Genomic DNA, 18,744 nt, shown 5'->3' on the forward strand with positions numbered 1-18,744 from the left:
ACTACGGATATCCGGTGACGCAACTCAGCAATTACTTACGCGAAAATACGGATGAAACCGCCTGAGGTGCATTAGCAGGAATCCCGCATTTTTCTCAAGCTAACTCTACATTTCGCATCAAAGGAAAGTTTCTAATGGCAATTTTCATCGGAGACGAATTCGACAATTACCTCGTGGGCGAGAAGTCGGACGACTCACTAGCCGGCCTGGGAGGCAATGATACCTTAGATGGGGGCGCAGGCAATGACACCCTAGACGGGGGAGCGGGCGATGACCTCTACATTATCAGTGCCGACGGCTCAGATCCGTACTCCTACTACTCTTACTCCAACGATACAGTCACCGAGCAGCTCGACAGCGGTGCGGATACAATTGAGTCTTCCGTTAACTTTTCCTTGCCGGCTAACGTGGAGACTCTCCTCTTCACAGGAAGCGACCCGATCGGCGGTTCTGGCAACGAACTAGACAATAATCTCACCGGCAATACCGGCGACAACTGGCTTTCTGGGGGTGCCGGCAATGACACCCTATACGGGAACGCCGGCAATGACTACCTCGACGGTGGAGAAGATAATGACAGCCTGATCGGGGGCGAGGGCAATGACAGCCTCTACGGCAATGGGGGCAGTGACAGCCTCTCTGGGGGCGCAGGCGATGACTACTACTCGGTTGACACAACCCTCGACACAGTAACCGAGGATGCCGGTGCCGGCACGGACACGGTTTACTCGGAAGTCAGCTACACCCTGGGAGCCAATCTGGAGAACCTGGAGCTTGGATGGTCGGGAGCCTATTCAGGCACCGGCAACGCCCTCGACAACACCATCCGGGGAAATAATACCGACAACATCCTGGAGGGGCTAGAGGGCAGCGACACCCTCATCGGTCGCGGCGGCAATGACAGCCTCGACGGTGGCGCTGGCGATGACTACCTCTCCAAAAATGACTTTGACTATTACTACTACTCCGTGCCGGGCAATGTCACGCTCAACGGCGGTGCCGGCAATGACACACTCACGGGGGGTGAGGGCGATGACCTCTACATCGTCGATAGTGCCGGTGACTCCGTTGTGGAGATGGACGATGCCGGTTCTGGCGCAACACCGGCTAGCGACATCATCCTCCCGCCCCAACCTGCCGGTGGCGGGGGGATCGATACGGTGGAATCTTCCGTCAGTTGGACCCTGGGCGACAACCTGGAACACCTCACCCTCACCGGCACGGATAACACCAGCGGCACCGGCAACTCCCTGGACAACGCCATCACCGGCAGTGCTGGCAACAACAGCCTCATGGGAGGCGCAGGCAGCGACACCTTAGACGGAGGCGCAGGCAGCGACACCTTAGACGGAGGTGCCGGCAGCGACACCCTCACAGGGGGCGCGGGCGATGACCTCTACATCATCAATCCCAACGGCGGTGGCCCATCCTACTCCTACTCCTACGACCAAATCTCCGAGCAGTACAATAGCGGTACAGACACAGTTCAGTCTTCTACCAGCATCTGGTCCCTAGCAGCCAACGTCGAGAACCTGATCCTCGTCGGAGGTGGCCCTATCTCCGGAACCGGCAACGAACTGGATAACACTATAATCGGCAATGCCACCGACAACTATCTGAACGGGGGTGCGGGGAATGACACCATCGACGGGGGCGCAGGCAATGACAACCTCAGCGGTTCATCCGGCAATGACAGCCTGATCGGGGGCGAAGGCAATGACACCCTTGACGGGTATGGGGGGAATCACACCCTGATCGGAGGTGCCGGCGATGATGTTTACAACCCCAGCGGCACGCTTGACCAATTGATTGAGGATGCCGGTGCCGGCACAGACACGGTATACTCGAACGGCAGCTGGACCCTGGGGGCGAATCTGGAGAATTTAGTCCTGTGGGACGGAGTGAGAGGCACCGGCAACGCGCTCAACAATTCGATTACAGGGAATGCGAACAGCAACACCCTCAGCGGTTTGGAAGGCAATGATACCCTCGACGGTGGGGATAATGGCACTGACACCCTGACCGGCGGTGCCGGCAGCGATTCGTTCCGCCTCAAATCCTACGGTGCGGACGTGATTGCCGATTTCAGCGCTGCGGAGGCTGACAAAATTCTTCTCTCGAAGTGGGATTTCTACGCGCTCACCAGCGCTCCCGGTGCCGGTTTTAGCGTGGCGGGCGAGTTTGCCACTGTCGAAAGTGATGCCGGCGCTTCCACGAGCGGTGCGACGATTGTTTACAGCACCGGCAGCGGGAACTTGTTCTACAACACGGATGGCTCTGCAGAAGGCTTTGGTTACGGGGGTCAAATTGCGGCGCTCACCGGCTCCCCCGCCCTCACTGCTGCCGATTTCATCATTGAGGAGAGATCCGGCTCTCTTGGCGGGCCGGTAATCAGCCCCCTGTAAATCTCGCTCGTTTCGCTCGTTTCACCCGGGCTGGACAATTTCTTAGCGGTTGCGCATTTAATTTGCTCTATCCACCTCTATTTTCTCGCTCCCAGGCTCTGTCTGGGAGAGCGGCTATGGAGGCTGCATTTCATTTTTATTAAAAGCAGATTAAAAGCGTAACAGCTTGAGCGCGGTTTTCATCCGAGGTGAGGTACTGAGAAACCCGGTTTCTTAAAGAAACCGGGTTTCTGGCATGTACTCCATCCAACTGAAAACCCCTATTAGCCCTGTTTTTTCACCGGCTGCCGGCGATTGTCGCTATTTTTATATAGGGGGGTTTTTGGCAGTGCTTGCTGAAAATTAGATTTTGTAGAAGCCGAGGCAACGATGTCCGAAACATTTACACCAGGGACAACCATCGCGGCGATCGCAACAGCAATCGCGCCGCAACAGGGCAGCATCGGTATTGTGCGGCTGTCGGGACCGGAGGCGCTCTCGATTGCCAAAACCCTTTTTCACCCCGCCGGCAAGCGGCAAGTCTGGGAAAGTCACCGCATCCTTTATGGCTGCATCCGCCACCCGCAAACCCAACAGGTGGTGGATGAAGTTTTGCTGCTGGTGATGAAGGCTCCGCGCTCTTACACGCGCGAGGATGTGGTGGAGTTCCACTGTCACGGGGGCATTATGCCGGTGCAGCAGGTGTTGCAGCTGTGTCTGGAGGGGGGGGCGCGACTGGCGCAAGCGGGGGAGTTTACGCTGCGGGCGTTTCTCAATGGCCGGCTGGACTTGACTCAGGCGGAAAGCATTTCCGATTTGGTGGGCGCTCGCTCGCCGGCTGCAGCCCTTGCGGCGCTCGCCGGCCTGCAGGGGAAGCTGGCGGCTCCCATCCGCCGGTTGCGTGCCTCCTGTTTGGATATCTTGGCCGAGATTGAGGCTCGGATTGATTTTGAGGAAGATTTGCCGCCGCTGGATGAGGGGTATATTATAGCACAAATCGAGCGGGTTTTGGCAGAGGTGTCAGGAATGTTGGCAACAGCAGATCGGGGGGAATTGCTGCGCACCGGCTTGAAGGTGGCGATTGTGGGGCGTCCGAATGTGGGGAAATCGAGTTTGCTGAACGCCTGGAGCCGGTGCGACCGGGCGATTGTGACGGAGCTTCCGGGGACGACGCGGGATGTGGTGGAGTCGCAGCTGGCGGTGGGGGGGGTGCCGGTGCAGGTGCTGGACACTGCCGGCATTCGGGAGACGGCGGACGTTGTGGAGAAGATTGGGGTGGAGCGCTCCCGGCGGGTGGCGCTAGGCGCTGACTTGGTGCTGCTGACGGTTGACGCAGGTGCCGGTTGGACGCCGGAAGATGGGGAGATTTATGAACAGGTGCGCCACCAAAAGCTGATTCTGGTGGTGAACAAAATCGACCTGGCTTCAGGGGAAAATCTGGCATCTGTACAGTACCCTGACAGCATCGGCTGCGTGGTGGCGACAGCCGCCGCCCACAACCGAGGGATTGAGGAGCTAGAAAAAGCTATCTTGGAAGCGGTGAGCGCCGGCAACCTGCAAGCCGCTAATTTAGATTTTGCGATTAACCAGCGGCAAGCTGCCGCTCTGACTCGCGCCAAAGCGTCCCTACAGCAAGTGAGCGCTACGATTGCGAATCAGCTGCCTCTCGATTTCTGGACGATTGACCTGCGCTTGGCGATTCAAGCCTTGGGAGAAGTCACCGGCGAGGAGGTGACTGAATCAGTTCTCGACCGAATTTTCAGCCGGTTTTGTATTGGGAAATAATTAGAAGTAGTGGGCGTTTTATAATAAAAAATGGCTTTCAGTTTGGAACAAGAAACCGGGGGTCTTTAAGAAACCCGGTTTCAGGCCACCGATCAGGCTTAACAATTACTTGACAAATACGCTCTAAGGCCAATGCGTAAGCGTTGCGGCTCCGTAGGAGCGGCGCGCCCCACTCCCGCCGCAATGCGCCATGCCCAATGCGCCATGCCCAATGCGCCATGCCCAATGCGCCATGCCCAATGCGCCATGCGCAAAATCGGTTTTGGCTAATACTGCTGAAGCTTGGTGAGCTGCAACTGCGTCCGGTTATAGTCAGCGGTCAGCCCTTGCTCAGAATAGATTTTTGCGGCTTGCTGAAAATCCTCAATCGCTTTGGATTCCTGTCCCAAATCAGCGCGGCTCAGACCCCGGTTAAAGTAGGCATTGGCAAACTTGGGCCTGAGCCGAATCGCTTGGGTGTAATCTTCAATTGCGCCCTGCTTATCTCCCAGGTTGGAGCGGACATTACCCCGACCGTTGTAAGCTTCCGCATATTTGGGATTTCGCCGCAGCGCTTGATTGTACTCCTGAATTGCCCCCTTGTAGTCTCGGAGTTCATTGCGGGCAGCGCCAAGGCTGCTGTAGAATCTGGCATCGTTGGGGTTGATGCCAATCGCCCGGCTGTAATCCTCAATCGCTGCCTTAAAGTCTCCCAGGCTGTAAAGGGTATTTCCCCGGTTGAGGTAGGCTTCAGCATCCTTGGGATTGAGCCGCACCGCCTCGGTGCAATCCCCGAGGGCTTCTGAATACTTGCCGAGAATGCGCTGAGCGCTGCACCGCAGGACGTAGGCGTCGGCGTAGTTGGGGTTGAGCTCAATCGCTCTGTTCCAGTCCTCAACTGCTCCCCGATATTCTTCGAGGAAGAAACGGACTCTACCGCGCTCGTAGTAAGTTTGAGGGTCTTTGGGATTGAGCCCGATGGCCTCGGTGAAATCCGCAAACGCTCCTTGCTTATCTGCCCTGTCAAACTTTTCCAGCCCTTGGCTGTAATACTCTTTAGCCTTTAGCTTGGGCTGCAGGTTCGCCACCAGCCCGCCCACTACAATTAGAGCAGCTGTACCGGCCAAAATGAACCGGCCTTCTCTCCAAGTCACGCGCTCGCGAATCTTGTCGATAGAAGAAGTTATGGCTGACTTTATCGCTGACTGGAGCGCTGAGCCTACAGAAGAAACAGAAGACGCTGTCTCTGGCGTTAGCGCCGGCATCCTAAAGCTAGCGCGGATTTTTTTCAGGTCAGCGAGGGCTTCAGAAGCCGATTGGTAGCGCCGCAGGAACCCCGGGAGCACCATTTTGTCAATAACCTCTGCGAGCTCGGGGCTCACCCGCACTCGCTCCCGCCAGAGGAGCTGGCTGGTGTTGGGGCTGTCAGCTCCTTGAAGTCTTGCTAGCTCCTCCGCACTCATGCCGGTGAGCGCCTGGATTGCAATCATTCCTAAAGCGTAGATGTCACTGTTCAATCGCGGCTGTCCATGCACTTGTTCTAGTGGCATATAGCCCGGAGTGCCAACGATAACTGCGCGGAGGAATTGCCCCTGTGCCATTTGAGCGCCGAGCTGTTTAACTCCCCCAAAGTCAATCAGGACTATTTTGCCGTCTGTCTGGCGTCGGATTAAATTTGCCGGCTTGATGTTCTGGTGGTTCGCCCCATGCCGGTGCACGAACACCAAAATCTCTAACACTTCTGTCAGGAGGCTGATAACTCGATCCTCGCTCCAGGGCTGACCGGGCAAAATCTCATGGGTTAAGGGACGCCCCGAAATGAAGTCTTGAACTAAGTAGAATTCTTGATTTTCTTCTAGCGCCGCCAGGAGAGAGGGAATGCGGTCGTGCTGGCTCAATTTTTCTAGGGTTTCTGCCTCTTGTTTAAAGAGCCGGCGGGCTGTTGTGAGGAATTGAGGGGCGTTATTTACGGGGCGCAGTTGCTTAACCACGCACTGGTAATTCCCGCTACGCTTGATATCTTTTGCCAAATAGGTCTGACCAAATGAACCGCTGCCCAAGACTTGCACAATTTCATAACGTTCCTGCAAAAACTGACCAACCATAGCACAAACCCAACGCTCTTTGGGTTGATTATGACATAACATACGCACTTCCTGTCAGGGCGCAGCGCTTTCCGGAGGGGGTCCGAGGCGCGGAACCTGTGGTTGGGGAAGCTTCACGGTACGGCACCCCCACGGTGCTGGGGCGTCGGGAGCCTGTCCCGGCGCGCCGCCCTGAAGGTCGCCGGTCTGTTCGGGGGACGCCGGCGCTTGCTGCTGGCTGTTATCCGTGCTGGTGACAAGCATCACACAATCCCTAAAAAATTATCACGCCTGCATAAAGCTATCAATCACCAATCCCTCTCTGATTTTGCCCGATATTAATCCTTAACAAAACAAATTGGGCTGTGGCGAAGGATTCGCTCTGAGCCATTCCCCTACAGTTTGTGTAAAGTTTCCGCCGTTTGGAGGTCAAATGCAATTTTTTTCTGCTATTTTTCAAGTTGGGTTGCTGCCAGCCCCCGCTCAAGGTAGCGATTTCGCTAGCCCCCATCGCGGTTCCAGCCGGCGCGACAGGACTTCTTCCGCTCTCCTAACTCTCTTGACCGCGCCAAGTTAGAGTTAATACATAGCGCTCTAATTGATGTGAAATTATTTTTTACTGCCAAGACGCCCTAGCGCCAAGAAAAGAAAAGAGAGAGGATTTCACAAATCTTTTAGAGCTGCTATATTTAATTTAGCTTTGAAGCCCGCGACTTTCAAATTTATGGATGGCAAATTTTCTCTGCCGGTGAGCCGCCGCTGGTTCGCTGCTAAATTAGAGCGCTTGCCGGCAGCGGGATTCTTGCGGGACAATTTCTGGGAAAATCCCAGTGAGTGCGCGCCGGCGCTCCCGCTACTGCCGTTTCAGACAGGATGCGCCCGCAAATCCCCTGCGGTGTGGCCACCGGCGACATCACCGGCACCAGCGCTGCGATTTGGAGCTGGTGCGACCGTCCCGCACGCATGATTGTAGAGTATTATACCACAGAATCTTTCCGCAACGCGCAGCGTGCTGTCGGGCCGGCTGCCTTGGAGAACAGCGACTTCACGCGGATTTATCTTTCGGCTCTGCGGGCCCTACAGCAAAGATTTTATTGGTTCCCGGTTATTTGTGACGTAACTTTTTATTTATAAATCAACAATTACGGCGATCATTGTGTTTATTGACCAGCATCTATTGAGCTGTTAAGAACAAGAATTTTAAATTTTAAAATTCCAGTTGGGGCGGGCTCACAGATATCCTTTGCCACCAGCAGATATCCTGAATAAACCCGCCCAGGCTTCAGGGCAAATTCAAAATTGAAAATTCCAAGTTACCGGGGGCGTCCGAGGGTGGTGATGTACAGGACCGCTTCATCAGCTGGGATGCCCAAGACTTCATTCACTTGGTCGTCAAAGAAGCCGCCGATGCCGCTGACGCCCAAACTGAGGTGGATGGCGGCTAAGTTAAGCCGCTGTCCGAGATGACCGGCATCCATGTGCAGGTAGCGGTAGACGCGATCGCCATACTGGGCTACGGCTTTTTTCAGGTCTGCGGTGTGGAACAGCACGGCGGCGGCATCCCGACCCAGTTCTTGCCCCAAGCAGAGGTAGTGCAGCTCCCGCCGGAAGTTTTTGAACCGGATTTGCCGCAGTTCTTGGGCTTTGGGGGCGTAGTAGTAGCAGCCTTCTTCTAAGCCGGTGACTGCACAGACGGCGATGAATGTCTCTATCAAGTTTAGATCGAAATAGTCTGGGGAGCTATCCAATCCCTGGTCGATATAGTGATGGGGCTGGTAGGTGAAGTCGAGGAGGGCTTTGAGTTCTTCCAGGGTGAGGGCTGCGCCGCTGTAAGCGCGGGTGGAGCGACGCCGGAGGATGGTGCTTTCGAGCCCTTGCAGGTCTTTTCCCCAGAAAATGGATGGGGTGACGGTGCTGACTTTTGTGCAGAATGGGAAGTTGTATTTGTCCTGCTCTTCTTTGGGGTCTGGGTCTAGTTTCCAGCCGGCGGTGCCGGTGGGGTCAGCGGTGAGTTCGGTGGCGCTGTGGAAGTATGCGAGGAGTTCCCCATCTGGGATTTTGGGATATTCGGTTTGGGTGGGGGAGGGTAAGGCGGTGCGGAACAGGGGCAGGTTTTGCTGGAAGTCCAGCTGGTCGGCTAGGGGAATGACGGTGATGGCACCCTCTCTGTCACTGTCGAGGTAGAGCAGGTCTTTGAGGGCTTCATCGTTAAATCCGCCAATCAGGTGGGGGCGATAGTCGGTGAAGGCGCTGGCGAGTTCGATGTTGCCCAGGAGGTGGCCGGTGTCCAGGAAAATGCGCCGGTAGGCTCGGTCTTGGTAGCGCCAAGCTGAGCGGTAGAAGATGGCGCTGGTGGCGAGGGCGAGGAAGGTGCTCTCTAGGGCGGGGTGCCAGAAACAGGCGGCTTGCAGGGCTGACCAAACGTGGCTGTCCCAAAAATGGATCAGGGAGTGGGTGAGGGGCTGGTAGTTGTAGAGCCCGGCAGGCAGTTGGGGTGTGCCGCGAGAAATGATATAAACTTCTGCTGGGTACAAGCCACCGGCAGAGGGTGCGGCTCTCAGGTACATGGGGCTGCCGGTCATGGTTGGCACACGGGCTGTCAGTCCGTAGCTGCAAAACAGCAACCGGGACAGCCGCCGCCACCACTTGGCCTCTGGGTCAGTGACGTCGGTTTTGAGATAGGGTTTGAGGTCGAAGGATGTGCCTATCTTGTACTCTTTGAAGGGTACGGGCTGTTTTTCCCAGTCCAAGCCCTGACTTTTGGACGCCAGGGTCTGGGGGTCATATTTGGTGCGCTCGTGATAGTGCTGAGCGATGGAGACTGGAAGTTCTGGCATAGATGGGTAATTTTAGGACACTTCTGCTTTGCCTCGATCTTGACATTCCCGACCGCAATCTTGTCAGGGCTGCCGGTGATGCTGTACGCTTTAGGGCCATGAAAGTCCCTCCGGTCTCCAGCTCGGGTGCCGGTGCCGGGGGCGTGCCGGTGGGGGCGGGGGGGTGGGACTTCACCCCCTTGCGGTCTGGGGCGGGGGGAGTGGGGAGGAGAAATGTTCCGCCTTGGCTTTGGTGGGACGCTCCCCCGAAAACCTAAAAAAAGATTAAGCTTGCCAGGTTTTTCTTAACGTTACTTAACAATGTAAAGCGAGGTGAAGAAAAAAGGGAAGGAGCAACATGCAGTTTCCCATCCAGTCTGCCTGGCTGGTGGGGGTCGCTGCTTTTGGCGAACAGTCAATATGCAAAAGGTAAGCGCGAAGGAGTTACTGGATGGGTATGCTGGTGGGAAAAGGGACTTTGGTGAGATTGATTTGAGGGAGGCGGATCTGTTTGAAGCTGATTTGCGAGAAATTGACCTCAAGGGGAGCAATCTGACCGGAGTCTATTTGCCTTACGCTAATCTCAGCAAGGCTAATTTTGCCGGCGCTCAACTGAGCCGGGCTGAACTGAGTGACGCGAAGCTTTATCACGCTGACTTGTCTGGCGCTAACTTGCGGGGGGCGAATCTGTCTAGAGCGAATTTGCGCCGCGCCAATTTGCGGGGGGCTGATTTGTCGGGGGCGAATCTCCTGGGAGCGAATTTATATGATGCGGATTTGTGTGAGGCTGATTTGAGGGATGCGGATTTGAGCCGCGCTAATTTAGAGCGGGCTCAGTTAGGGAAGGCGCAAATGGGTGGCTGCAACTGTTACCGGGCGAGGATGGTGGATTTCTCGGAGGCTTATCTGGATGACAGAACGGTTCGCCCGGACGGGTATCGGGGGGATGGGGGTTGAGAGAGTGTGAGGTTTATTGATATTAATTAGGGCGGGTTTGGGTGAAGGGAATATAGCCGGGCGATTGAGGTTGCCGGTGAATGGAATGATGCCGATCGCCAATTGATGAAGGGTTATATTTTTGGCTATGTTGCTATTTTACAGGCGATTGTAAATCGCGGCTATACAAACAAAGCCCGCCTGCGCGGGCTTTCATAGAATAGCGATTATCTCAAAATCTGCGCAAAAACGCGCAGATCCCTCGTTCCCAAGCACTGCCTGGGAACGTCACTTTGGAGGCTCTGCCTCTTTAACTAGCAACTTAGGTCATCATAAATATGACTAAATGACAAATTTATATTTAGCCTATGACAATATCCCCGAACCGAGGAAAAGCGGATGTAATATCATGTCCCGGAGTCTCGGTAGAGATGCGATTATTCATACAAAGTTCATACAAGATGTGCGGTCGGCGATAACCCTTATCTCTACGGAGGGCCAAACACAAGATGCTCCCGGACATGATATAATTTATGGAGAAGGAGGTGGCAGTGAATCAATATTAGCTAAAGCAAAATTTAGCATTTCTTCTCCACGAGAGATGAGTTGATCTGCCTCTGCTTCTGTGATATCTAGTTCGGTATTGTAGTCGGCTCTCAAACGGGTTCTTTCTGCATCGATGAGATAGCGGTGCAAATCCACCGGAACGCGCTTCGTGCGGGCAAATCGCGTTCCAAAAGCTGCTATAACCGCTGAGTGTTTGCAGTAAGAAAGCCCCTCGGCTTCTAAAAATGCTGTGGCGATGTAAAACATGGCGTAGTAGGCGCGGGAGGCGGCAAAATCTGGAAATCCATTGCTGTTTAATTCTCTGGCTGCTTGCAGGCTGCGATTGGCTTTGTCAAGCAGTTTTTGCTGTTCTGGTGTCATAGGGGGATTCCTTCCCGGCGGATATTGCGAAAGAAACTGTTGTTATATTCGTGAAATTGTCGGCTGCTTGCCAAAGCGCAGCTTATCAAAATATTATATTTTAAGCACAAGTTGGCGATGAAAAGACTAATGCGATTGCTCTCTTCTGCGTGGTTGAAATCTCGGTTTAGGACGATTAATATATCGATGTCGGAGTCTGGTTCAGCATCACCTCTGGCTTGAGAACCATAGAGAATAATTTTGTCAAGATGGGGGCCATAAATTTTTTTGATCCCTTGACTGGTTTGACTTAAGATGGTTTTGAGAGTTTCTTTCATCAGAGTTTAGGGGGTGCCTGTAGATTGATGGAAGTAGCTTAATTATAACCTTTTTATGCCGGTTGGGTGGGGAGCGAGCGGGGAGTTTTTTGAGCCGATTGCCGGCGAGTGCCGGCGAGGGGAGGCGAGCGCTGACTCACACCCGCTGGCATCAAGGGTGGTTTGTGGGGTGCCGGTGCTGTAGTAAAACCGCAATGCCGGCACCGGCGGCTTGAAATAACCCGCGCTCGGATTAAGTGTCTTCTTGTTCCAAGAGTCTGTCCAATTTGTTCTCTATTGAGCTTAGCTTCCTAAGAATTGTAGGGCGGTCGTCATCCAAAGAAACGAGTAGGTTAGCAATGCCTTCTTGAACATTCGTTAAACGAACGACAGCATTTTGAAGTTGCATCATCCCCTCTCGGAGTTATTGGCGCTCTTGTCGAGCTTCAGTCATCGCGTCTAAGATCGCTTGGGCGGTTCTGGCATTACTTTCAACCAGTAGCTTGAGTTCTTCATCAGTCATGGGGCTTACTTCATATTACTAGACTTTCTCCTTTATCATAGCTTGAAGTCTACCAAAGACTTTGTGATGCCGGTTGGGTAGGAAGTAATCGGGGAGTTTTTTGAGCCGCTTGCCGGCGAGTGCCGGCGCTCGCTCGGTATCTGGGAAAGGGGGAGCGCCAGGGAGGCGAGGCGAGCGCACCCCTGACTCACACCCGCCGGCGGGGGTTTTGTGGGGTGCCGGTGTTGCAGTAAAACCGCAATGCCGGTGCCGGCTCATTGAAATAGCCGGTCATCGGATTAAGTATATGAACCGCAGAGAAGTAATAATCTACTTCAGAGGGCGAACTCACCCCTCACTCACACCCACCGGCATCTCGCGCCGCCCTTCCCTCTAACCCCGCCACCGGCACGGAGATTCCCCGCCATCCCGCCGCCCCAAAACCCCAACGGCGATCGTCCTTTCTAGAGCGATTCTGGTGCGGCAATTTCCAGAATATTCTCCAGCAGGTCAAAAATCGTTTGCTTGGCGGCTAAGAGGAGGGCGCAATCTTGCCGGTTGGGTATATTGTCCGCAAAAGAGCGAGCGCACGTTTGAGCGATCGCCTCTAAGTGCTGGCAAATTAAATGTGGGGCAATTTCTGCCGCACTTTCTTGCAGGATTTTAGGAGTTAATTGCAGGAGGTTGGCAAGTTTAGAAGCATCGGCAGAATTCCAGACACATTCGTTTAGGGGTTGGGGTGCCGGTGCGATTTGCCAGTGTCGCGTGTCTAGCTTTATAATACCTTGCCAGTGCGCTTCTTGCAGCAGGGTACAGCAACGGGCATGGGCAGATTGAACGCGATACAAGGTATCCTCAAAAGTAGGCTGTCCCGCCGTGCTAATATTGATAGGAGCAACGCCGGTTAAAGGAACGCGGAAACTGTGCCAGCGCAGAGCATCCATACCGATCGCTTTGATGAGTTCATCGGTGGGGATGTCGGGTAAGGGATGGATTTTCTGGGTGGGTTGGTGAAAGGCGTAGAGTTTGATAGGCTGAACGATGATAAATTGAAAGTGCTCTTTGGTGTAGCCTAAGCATTGCATGGCGGCTGTGAGTTGGATGTCATAGCCGGTGTATATGGGCGGACGAAAGAGGATGATTTTGTCATAGCCTTGTTGGAATATTTGGTGATAGCGGGTGATGTCTTCTAGGAGTTGGGTGAATTCGCCGTCGCGGTGTTGCAGAATTCTGTCGCAGTCGTCGCCAAAGTCGCCGGTTTTGATGTACCAGTCTTTGGGTTCGTCTTTGAGGGTGGTTTGTTCGATGTCAGGGGGTAAGTCGGCGGCGAACTGGCGCGACATCGAGGCTTGGTAGATTTTGGGATGGGTTTTGAGGCTATCGAGGAAGGTTTCGGGGTTGGGGGTTGGTTTGGAAGGGGTTATGAGGGTGTGGTTGGTTTGTTGGAGTAGGGTTTTGAGGGGGTCGGTAAGGGTACAGCGCAGGTCGGCTGATGAGGTGAGTTGTTCTGGGGGGGTGGGTAGAGTATCGAGGTAGGTTTGTTGGGTTTGGGTTCATTGTGTTGTTTTGGAGTGAGGGAGGATAATTGGGGGATCTTATTCGGAATAAAGTTTGAAAATCTGATCGCTCTATCCATTCCAAAAAGGCGAGCGAATCGTGAAAAGAAACAAATAGGTGCTTCCCTTATAAACAGAACAAAAAGGCGATGGCTCTCCCCAGAATAAAAAGGCGATTGTCCTTCATATTAGAGGGGCAATCGCTGGACAATATAGTTTTGAAATTCAGCTACCAGCCGAACAATGATTTCATTTTATTGCCAACGCCAGAGAAGAAATTACCGACGCTTTTTGCCGCTTCAGTTACTTTATTAAAGCCCGTCTCTATAGTCTTATCAAGCTTATCCTTATAACCCAACTTGTCAGCAGCCCAATAACCGAAATCAAAAACCGTACTTGTAATCGATGCTGCTGTTAGCGCCATACCAGGACCACCAAGCATACCTACTGCTCCTGCAACAACGCTTGCCCCTGCCTTAAGCACCGCTCTGCGTTTTTCTTGTTCGGTTTTAGCTGTGAATACATCTCCAACCGTTAACGCTAAGTTTAGGCCATGAGCCAGAGGTCCCAAAAACCTAATTGCCTTGCCAGCCACTCTAGCAGCCTTTGGAACCCAAGGAAACTTTTTAGTAACGTTCCTTACAAACTTCGTTACAAACTTAGCCCCACTTGCGAGCCCTCTTCCAAATTTATTACCAAGCAAGAATTTTCTGGTTTCGAGGACTGCTCTCCTCGCCTTAAATTGCAACCAAACCTTGGTTTGAACTAGCTGTTTATTGGCGAAATTAGAAAACCTGCCGGCCCAGTTAGCTTTATTGGCAAATCCAGGTTTGTTATTGAGAAAACGGCCAAATTCATAAACAACTTTAGCTGTCCCTTTGGTACTGACCAGCATACGATCTGTCTTACTTAGTCTGTATAAATTAGAGCTCGCATTGTACATCGCATTGTACACGTTCTGAACTCGACCATATAAAGTTCTGTATTGTTGGGTACCTTTCTTCAATGTCTGGTAGAAAGAATACCTGCCATCAGGCTGAACGTACAGAATGCCTTTACCAAAGTGATAGACAGTCACACCATTACTGAGATAGCTTCTGAGTGGATTGCCTAATGCGCCTACTTTTCTCGTAACTTGATTGATAATTGCTTGTATTTGCTCTTGCTTGCGTCGTGCTTCCTCCTGTCGCCGGCGCTCCTCTTCTTGCTGTTGCTCTTGCTTGCGTCGTGCTTCCTCCTGTCGTCGGCGCTCCTCTTCTTGCTGTTGCAAATATCCAAAGTCTTCTGTTGGCACAAGAATCTGCTGACCTGGATATATCAGGTTGGGATTAGAGATAACATTACGATTGCGTTCAAAGATTAAAGACCAACCAGCGCCGTTCCCAAGAGTTCGGGAAGCAATTGCCGACAAATTATCGCCGGAACGGACAGTATATGGAACCCACTGATAAAACTTGCCGTTATACTGAGTAACTTCTACAGGTCTTTCTGATGGCGTTACTGCACCTTCTCCGCTCCAAGTCAAGGGAGATAGCAGAGGCTGAGGCTGATAGGTTTGTGGCTGAGTGCGTTTTGCTAGTTCTACTGCTGCCGCTATGTTAACCAAACCCGCTCCTGTTTCTTCATCCCAACCAGGCGCGTTGAGATCCACAGCAGTCTTTTTGAGAATTTCTTTGACCTGGATGTAGCTCAAACCTGGATTGGCTGCCCAAACTTGGGAAACTGCGCCCGTGACTTTAGCTGCTGCTACAGAAGTGCCAGCCATTTCACCAACCCCAAAGTCAAAGGACATGGAAAAATAATCGTCAGTTAGAGTTGAAACATCTGAATCGTCTACCGTTTTTTCTAAAGCTTCTAAAGCGTTAACAATCAAATCTGTGAAATCTTCGCCAAAGGCATCTAAGAATTGACTGACTGCATCCAGAGCAGCACTAAAATATCCATCTAGCAATTCCAGAGATATTAAGCCCTTATCTGGATCGAGGCCATCGGACAATAGCTGTTGGAGTTCAGCAATCGCTTGTTCCAAGACTTGCCGATCTTCAGAACTCAGCTCTTCTGGTGGCACTGCGTCAGGTTCGGACGCTCCAGTATCGAGCGAAGAGCCAAAGATTCCTTCAAAAGTAGCGTTGGCGATCGCAGACATTTCATCTTCTGATATCTCGTCATTGCTGCTGAACCCATCAAGATCGGCCCCCTCACCTACAGTTGAAACAATAGGCTGATCGGACGTACCTCCACGCGCCACTATATCTAAACCATCCCCAAAGCTGGAGTATTCAGCGCGATTACCGTTATAGTCAATTGAGCCAACTGTAATAATATTGTCAAACTCCTGAGAAGCCTGACCGAGGGCAGACATGGTTCCCCCATCATTCCCCGCTGCCACTACAACCATCACCCCATTTTGACGGGCATATTCCAGGGCTTCCCGTTCTTGCGGTGTCAACTCGTAGCGCGTGGTGACACTGCCATCGGGGTTAATTTGGGTTAAGTCAAAACTGAGGTTCACCACTGCATTCGGTTGACCGGATGCTTTAGCTGCATCGACAAACTCCCGGAGAGACTCCGCCCACTTACCCGAACCAACCGCACGACCAAGCCAAATCGGCGCATCGTCATTCATGCCATCAATGCCAATGCCATTACTTTGAGTCGCGCCAATGATTCCTAAGACATGGGTGCCGTGTTCGTTGCCCTCTCCCGTTTCCAGTAAGGGGTTGTTATCGCCATCCACTAGGTCACGTCCCAGAATAATCCGGCTGTAGTCAATATCTGGATTCTTGCCATTGAAACCCGTGTCGATAATGCCAATGAGCGGCTGATTTTTATCCTCAAAGTCCACCCACCTGACAGGGACATCAACATCGACTGCGGGGGTGACTTTGGCTAAATACACTGCCGCTGTAATATTCAGCAACCCAGCACCAGTTTCTTCGTCCCAGTTGGGAGTCTTCAAATCAGTTGCGGTGCGTTGCAGAATATCAATAACTTGGCGATAGCTCAACTTCGGATTTGCCGCCCACACTAGGGAAGCAGCACCGGCTACTTTGGCTGCTGCCACAGAAGTCCCAGATGTGTTGCCGCTAGTGCCGTCCGCTAAGATGTCCAGGGCTTCCCCGCTGCCGGAATAATCCGCCGGCGCGTAAGCTTTGGACAGCGCCACCGCGTTGTTAACCCGTTTCGCCGCCCCCACAGCTATCACATTGTCAAATTCCTTGGACAATTGACCCAGGGCAGACATTTTTCCTGGATTATCCCCAGCAGGAACTACAACCAAGACATTGTGTTTCTGCGCGTAGGCGATTGCCGCTCGCTCAGCCGGTTTCAGCTCGCGCGGCAGAATCGTCCCATCTTTTTTAACTTCTGTCAAATTCAAATTGATATTGACAATTGCGTTAGGTTGTGCGTCTGCCTTAGCCGCATCCACAAATTCAATCAGCGACTGCGCCCATTGCTCAGAAGAACCACTGGCACGCGCTGCGAACAGAGGCGCATCATCATTAATACCATCAATGCCCTTGCCATTGTTCTGAGTGGCCCCAATAATCTCTAACGCGGGGCTTACCGGCTTGTTGCTTTCACCGGCACTCACCAACGGATTCGCATCCCCATCCACCCTATCTTGCCCCAAAGTAATCCGCGAATAGTCAATATCGGGATTATTCGCAGCAAAACCGGTGTCAATCACACCCACTAACGGCTGATTCTGTTTCGGAAAGTCGAACACCGGCTGCTTGACAGGCGCAGCGACACTCGTCTTTTTGGGAGCAGATGCCGGCGCTGCCCCACTCGCGCTAGCAGCAATCCCTTGACTGCTGCCGGTAATAATGTCTGCAATCGCCGCAGCTGAAACAGCCGGCTTATTAACAGTTACTGCATTTGTACTAACAACGTCCTGCACCGGCAGCCCGACTGTAGGGACATTTGCAGCTGGAGCAGCCGGCACAACCGGCCCATTTGTCAATCCGCCTGCATTACCATAAACCGGCTTATTTGTCAATACATCTGCCGGCGCAACTGTCTGCCCTGCAGGTAAAGTGCCATTTGACGGCGCAACTGCCTGACCCGTCAGTACATCAGCAGTACCGCTATTTGGCGCAACGGGCTGGCCAACCGCCACTTGGGCCATAGTGTCCGCCGGCGCAACCGGCTTATTTGTAAGTTGCGCTTCATTAACATAAATTAGAGAATTTGTCAAGACTTGTGGCGTGACAGGTGCCGGCTGAATTGGCTGAGTGGCGGTTGAGACAGCGGTAACAATTGCCGGTGCGACTGGGTTGTCAGCTGTCGGAATTTCTGCGCTTGTCGCCGGTGGCGCAACAGGCGAGCTTGTCGGAGTGCTACTGACAGCCGGTGGCTTAACCGGGTTTGTTGTCGGAGTGGTGCTTATTGCCGGTGGCTCAATCGCCGAGGTTGTCGGAGTGCTGCTTATTGCCGGTGGCTCAACCGGCGAGGTTGTCGGAGTGGTGCTTATTGCCGGTGGCTCAATCGCCGAGGTTGTCTGAATTGTCTGAATTGTCTGAATTGTCTGAATTGTCTGAATTGTCTGAATGATCGGAATTTCCCCTATTGCCGGTGGCTCAACCGGCGCGATTGGCGCAACCGGGGAGCTTGTCTCAATTGTCGGAATTTCCGCTGCAGCCGGTGGCTCAACCGGCAAGCTTGTCAGAATTGTCTGAATTGTCTGAATTGTTTTAATTGTCGGAATTATCGGAATTTCCCCTATTGCCGGTGGCTCAACCGGCAAGCTTGTCGGAATTGTCTGAATTGTCTGAATTGTTTTAATTGTCGGAATTATCGGAATTTCTCCTATTGCCGGTGGCTCAACCGGCGCGATTGGCGCAACCGGAGAGCTTGTCTCAATTGTCGGAATTTCCGCTGCAGCCGGTGGCGCAACCGGGGAGCCTGTGGGAATTATCGGAATTTCCCCTATTGCCGGTGGCTCAACCGGCGCGATTGGCGCAACCGGCTCGTTTGTCGGAATTGTCGGAATTTCCGCTACCACGGGTGGCTCAATCGCCGAGGTTATCGGAGTGGTGCTCGTCGCCGGTGGCTCAACCGACAAGCTTGTCGGAATTGTCGGAATTTCCCCTATTGCCGGTGGCGCAACAGGCGAGCTTGTGGGAATTGTCTCAATTGTGGGAATTGTCGGAATTTCCCCTAAAGCCGGTGGCTCAACCGCCGAGGTTGTGGGAATTATCGGAATTTCCCCTATTGCCGGTGGCTCAACCGGCAAGCTTGTCGGAATTTCCCCTATTGCCGGTGGCTCAACCGCCGAGCTTGTCGGAATTTCCCCTAAAGCCGGTGGTGAAACCGGCTCGCTTGTCTCAATTGTCGGAATCTCCCCTACCGCCGGTGGCTCAACCGCCGAGCTTGTCGGAATTTCCCCTATTGCCGGTGGCTCAACCGGCTCGACTGTCGGAATCTCCGCGACAGCGGGTGACTCAACCGGCTCGTCTGTGGGAATTATCGGAAT

At 53.2% G+C, this 18,744-nt stretch carries 18 protein-coding genes and 1 pseudogene; 10 read left to right on the forward strand and 9 right to left on the reverse strand.

The features are described 5' to 3' along the window. Window positions 1–134: 134 nt before the first annotated feature. Together OSC10802_RS56220 and mnmE are read left to right on the forward strand one after the other, a co-directional pair. Window positions 135–2,405, forward strand: a complete 2,271-nt coding sequence (locus OSC10802_RS56220) for a calcium-binding protein (protein ID WP_017720648.1) — start codon at window positions 135–137, stop codon at window positions 2,403–2,405. Window positions 2,406–2,774: 369 nt separating this feature from the next. Continuing rightward, entirely contained in the window at window positions 2,775–4,169 is a 1,395-nt protein-coding gene (gene mnmE, locus OSC10802_RS0130970; protein ID WP_017720650.1) for a tRNA uridine-5-carboxymethylaminomethyl(34) synthesis GTPase MnmE, read from the forward strand. Between the two features lie 266 nt (window positions 4,170–4,435). Here the strand turns inward: mnmE and OSC10802_RS42695 are convergent, their stop codons facing one another. Then, window positions 4,436–6,253, reverse strand: a complete 1,818-nt coding sequence (locus OSC10802_RS42695; protein WP_017720651.1) for a serine/threonine-protein kinase — start codon at window positions 6,251–6,253, stop codon at window positions 4,436–4,438. A gap of 54 nt (window positions 6,254–6,307) precedes the next feature. After that, window positions 6,308–6,496 (reverse strand): hypothetical protein, encoded by a 189-nt coding sequence (locus OSC10802_RS51640; RefSeq protein WP_155968919.1) that lies wholly within the window; start codon window positions 6,494–6,496, stop codon window positions 6,308–6,310. Between the two features lie 436 nt (window positions 6,497–6,932). On the opposite strand from OSC10802_RS51640, the gene OSC10802_RS53470 reads away from it, so the two are divergent. Both OSC10802_RS53470 and OSC10802_RS0130990 read left to right on the forward strand, forming a co-directional pair. Beyond that, window positions 6,933–7,199 carry a hypothetical protein gene (locus OSC10802_RS53470; protein WP_232731886.1) on the forward strand — a complete coding sequence of 89 codons (267 nt, stop codon included), beginning with the start codon at window positions 6,933–6,935 and terminating at the stop codon, window positions 7,197–7,199. After that, on the forward strand, window positions 7,106–7,366 hold the full coding sequence (locus OSC10802_RS0130990; protein ID WP_082218465.1) for a PhoD-like phosphatase N-terminal domain-containing protein: 261 nt from the start codon (window positions 7,106–7,108) through the stop codon (window positions 7,364–7,366). Before OSC10802_RS53470 ends, OSC10802_RS0130990 begins: the two co-directional genes overlap by 94 nt. A 179-nt stretch (window positions 7,367–7,545) precedes the next feature. On the opposite strand, the gene OSC10802_RS0130995 is transcribed toward OSC10802_RS0130990, so the two are convergent. Further along, a complete protein-coding gene (locus OSC10802_RS0130995; RefSeq protein ID WP_017720655.1) occupies window positions 7,546–9,069 on the reverse strand; it encodes a SagB/ThcOx family dehydrogenase in 1,524 nt (507 codons plus the stop codon). Window positions 9,070–9,071: 2 nt separating this feature from the next. Between OSC10802_RS0130995 and OSC10802_RS0131000 the strand changes: the two genes are divergently transcribed. Together OSC10802_RS0131000 and OSC10802_RS0131005 are read left to right on the forward strand one after the other, a co-directional pair. Further along, complete coding sequence (locus tag OSC10802_RS0131000; RefSeq protein ID WP_017720656.1) at window positions 9,072–9,326, forward strand: hypothetical protein; 255 nt, start codon at window positions 9,072–9,074, stop codon at window positions 9,324–9,326. Between the two features lie 142 nt (window positions 9,327–9,468). After that, window positions 9,469–10,005, forward strand: coding sequence for a pentapeptide repeat-containing protein (locus OSC10802_RS0131005; protein ID WP_017720657.1), 537 nt, complete (start codon window positions 9,469–9,471; stop codon window positions 10,003–10,005). 510 nt (window positions 10,006–10,515) lie between these two features. Here OSC10802_RS0131005 and OSC10802_RS0131015 read toward each other — a convergent pair. Further along, entirely contained in the window at window positions 10,516–10,911 is a 396-nt protein-coding gene (locus tag OSC10802_RS0131015; protein WP_017720659.1) for a HEPN domain-containing protein, read from the reverse strand. Then, on the reverse strand, window positions 10,908–11,228 hold the full coding sequence (locus OSC10802_RS0131020) for a nucleotidyltransferase domain-containing protein (RefSeq protein ID WP_017720660.1): 321 nt from the start codon (window positions 11,226–11,228) through the stop codon (window positions 10,908–10,910). The genes OSC10802_RS0131015 and OSC10802_RS0131020 overlap by 4 nt, the downstream gene beginning before the upstream one ends. Before the next feature lie 55 nt (window positions 11,229–11,283). Here OSC10802_RS0131020 and OSC10802_RS55960 point away from each other — a divergent pair, with 55 nt between their 5' ends. Then, a complete protein-coding gene (locus OSC10802_RS55960; RefSeq protein WP_017720661.1) occupies window positions 11,284–11,412 on the forward strand; it encodes a hypothetical protein in 129 nt (42 codons plus the stop codon). A 353-nt stretch (window positions 11,413–11,765) separates the two neighbouring features. On the opposite strand, the gene OSC10802_RS51645 is transcribed toward OSC10802_RS55960, so the two are convergent. From OSC10802_RS51645 to OSC10802_RS0131045, 4 genes are all read right to left on the reverse strand, one after another. Beyond that, window positions 11,766–11,921 carry a hypothetical protein gene (locus OSC10802_RS51645; protein WP_155968921.1) on the reverse strand — a complete coding sequence of 52 codons (156 nt, stop codon included), beginning with the start codon at window positions 11,919–11,921 and terminating at the stop codon, window positions 11,766–11,768. Then, on the reverse strand, window positions 11,918–12,061 hold the full coding sequence (locus OSC10802_RS51650) for a hypothetical protein (RefSeq protein ID WP_155968923.1): 144 nt from the start codon (window positions 12,059–12,061) through the stop codon (window positions 11,918–11,920). The genes OSC10802_RS51645 and OSC10802_RS51650 overlap by 4 nt, the downstream gene beginning before the upstream one ends. A 112-nt stretch (window positions 12,062–12,173) precedes the next feature. Next, on the reverse strand, window positions 12,174–13,052 hold the full coding sequence (locus OSC10802_RS42700; protein ID WP_017720664.1) for a DALR anticodon-binding domain-containing protein: 879 nt from the start codon (window positions 13,050–13,052) through the stop codon (window positions 12,174–12,176). A 442-nt stretch (window positions 13,053–13,494) separates the two neighbouring features. Beyond that, entirely contained in the window at window positions 13,495–17,466 is a 3,972-nt protein-coding gene (locus OSC10802_RS0131045) for a S8 family serine peptidase (RefSeq protein ID WP_155968925.1), read from the reverse strand. 37 nt (window positions 17,467–17,503) lie between these two features. Here OSC10802_RS0131045 and OSC10802_RS51655 point away from each other — a divergent pair, with 37 nt between their 5' ends. The 3 genes and pseudogenes from OSC10802_RS51655 to OSC10802_RS51660 form a co-directional block, all read left to right on the forward strand. Further along, on the forward strand, window positions 17,504–17,773 hold the full coding sequence (locus tag OSC10802_RS51655) for a hypothetical protein (protein WP_155968927.1): 270 nt from the start codon (window positions 17,504–17,506) through the stop codon (window positions 17,771–17,773). Between the two features lie 45 nt (window positions 17,774–17,818). Next, window positions 17,819–17,947, forward strand: a complete 129-nt coding sequence (locus tag OSC10802_RS55965) for a hypothetical protein (protein ID WP_255349209.1) — start codon at window positions 17,819–17,821, stop codon at window positions 17,945–17,947. A 106-nt stretch (window positions 17,948–18,053) separates the two neighbouring features. Continuing rightward, window positions 18,054–18,744 (forward strand): annotated as a pseudogene (locus OSC10802_RS51660) (hypothetical protein); the annotation flags it as partial.

The organism is Kamptonema formosum PCC 10802 (assembly GCF_000332335.1).
Classification (GTDB): Bacteria; Cyanobacteriota; Cyanobacteriia; order Cyanobacteriales; family Oscillatoriaceae; genus Oscillatoria.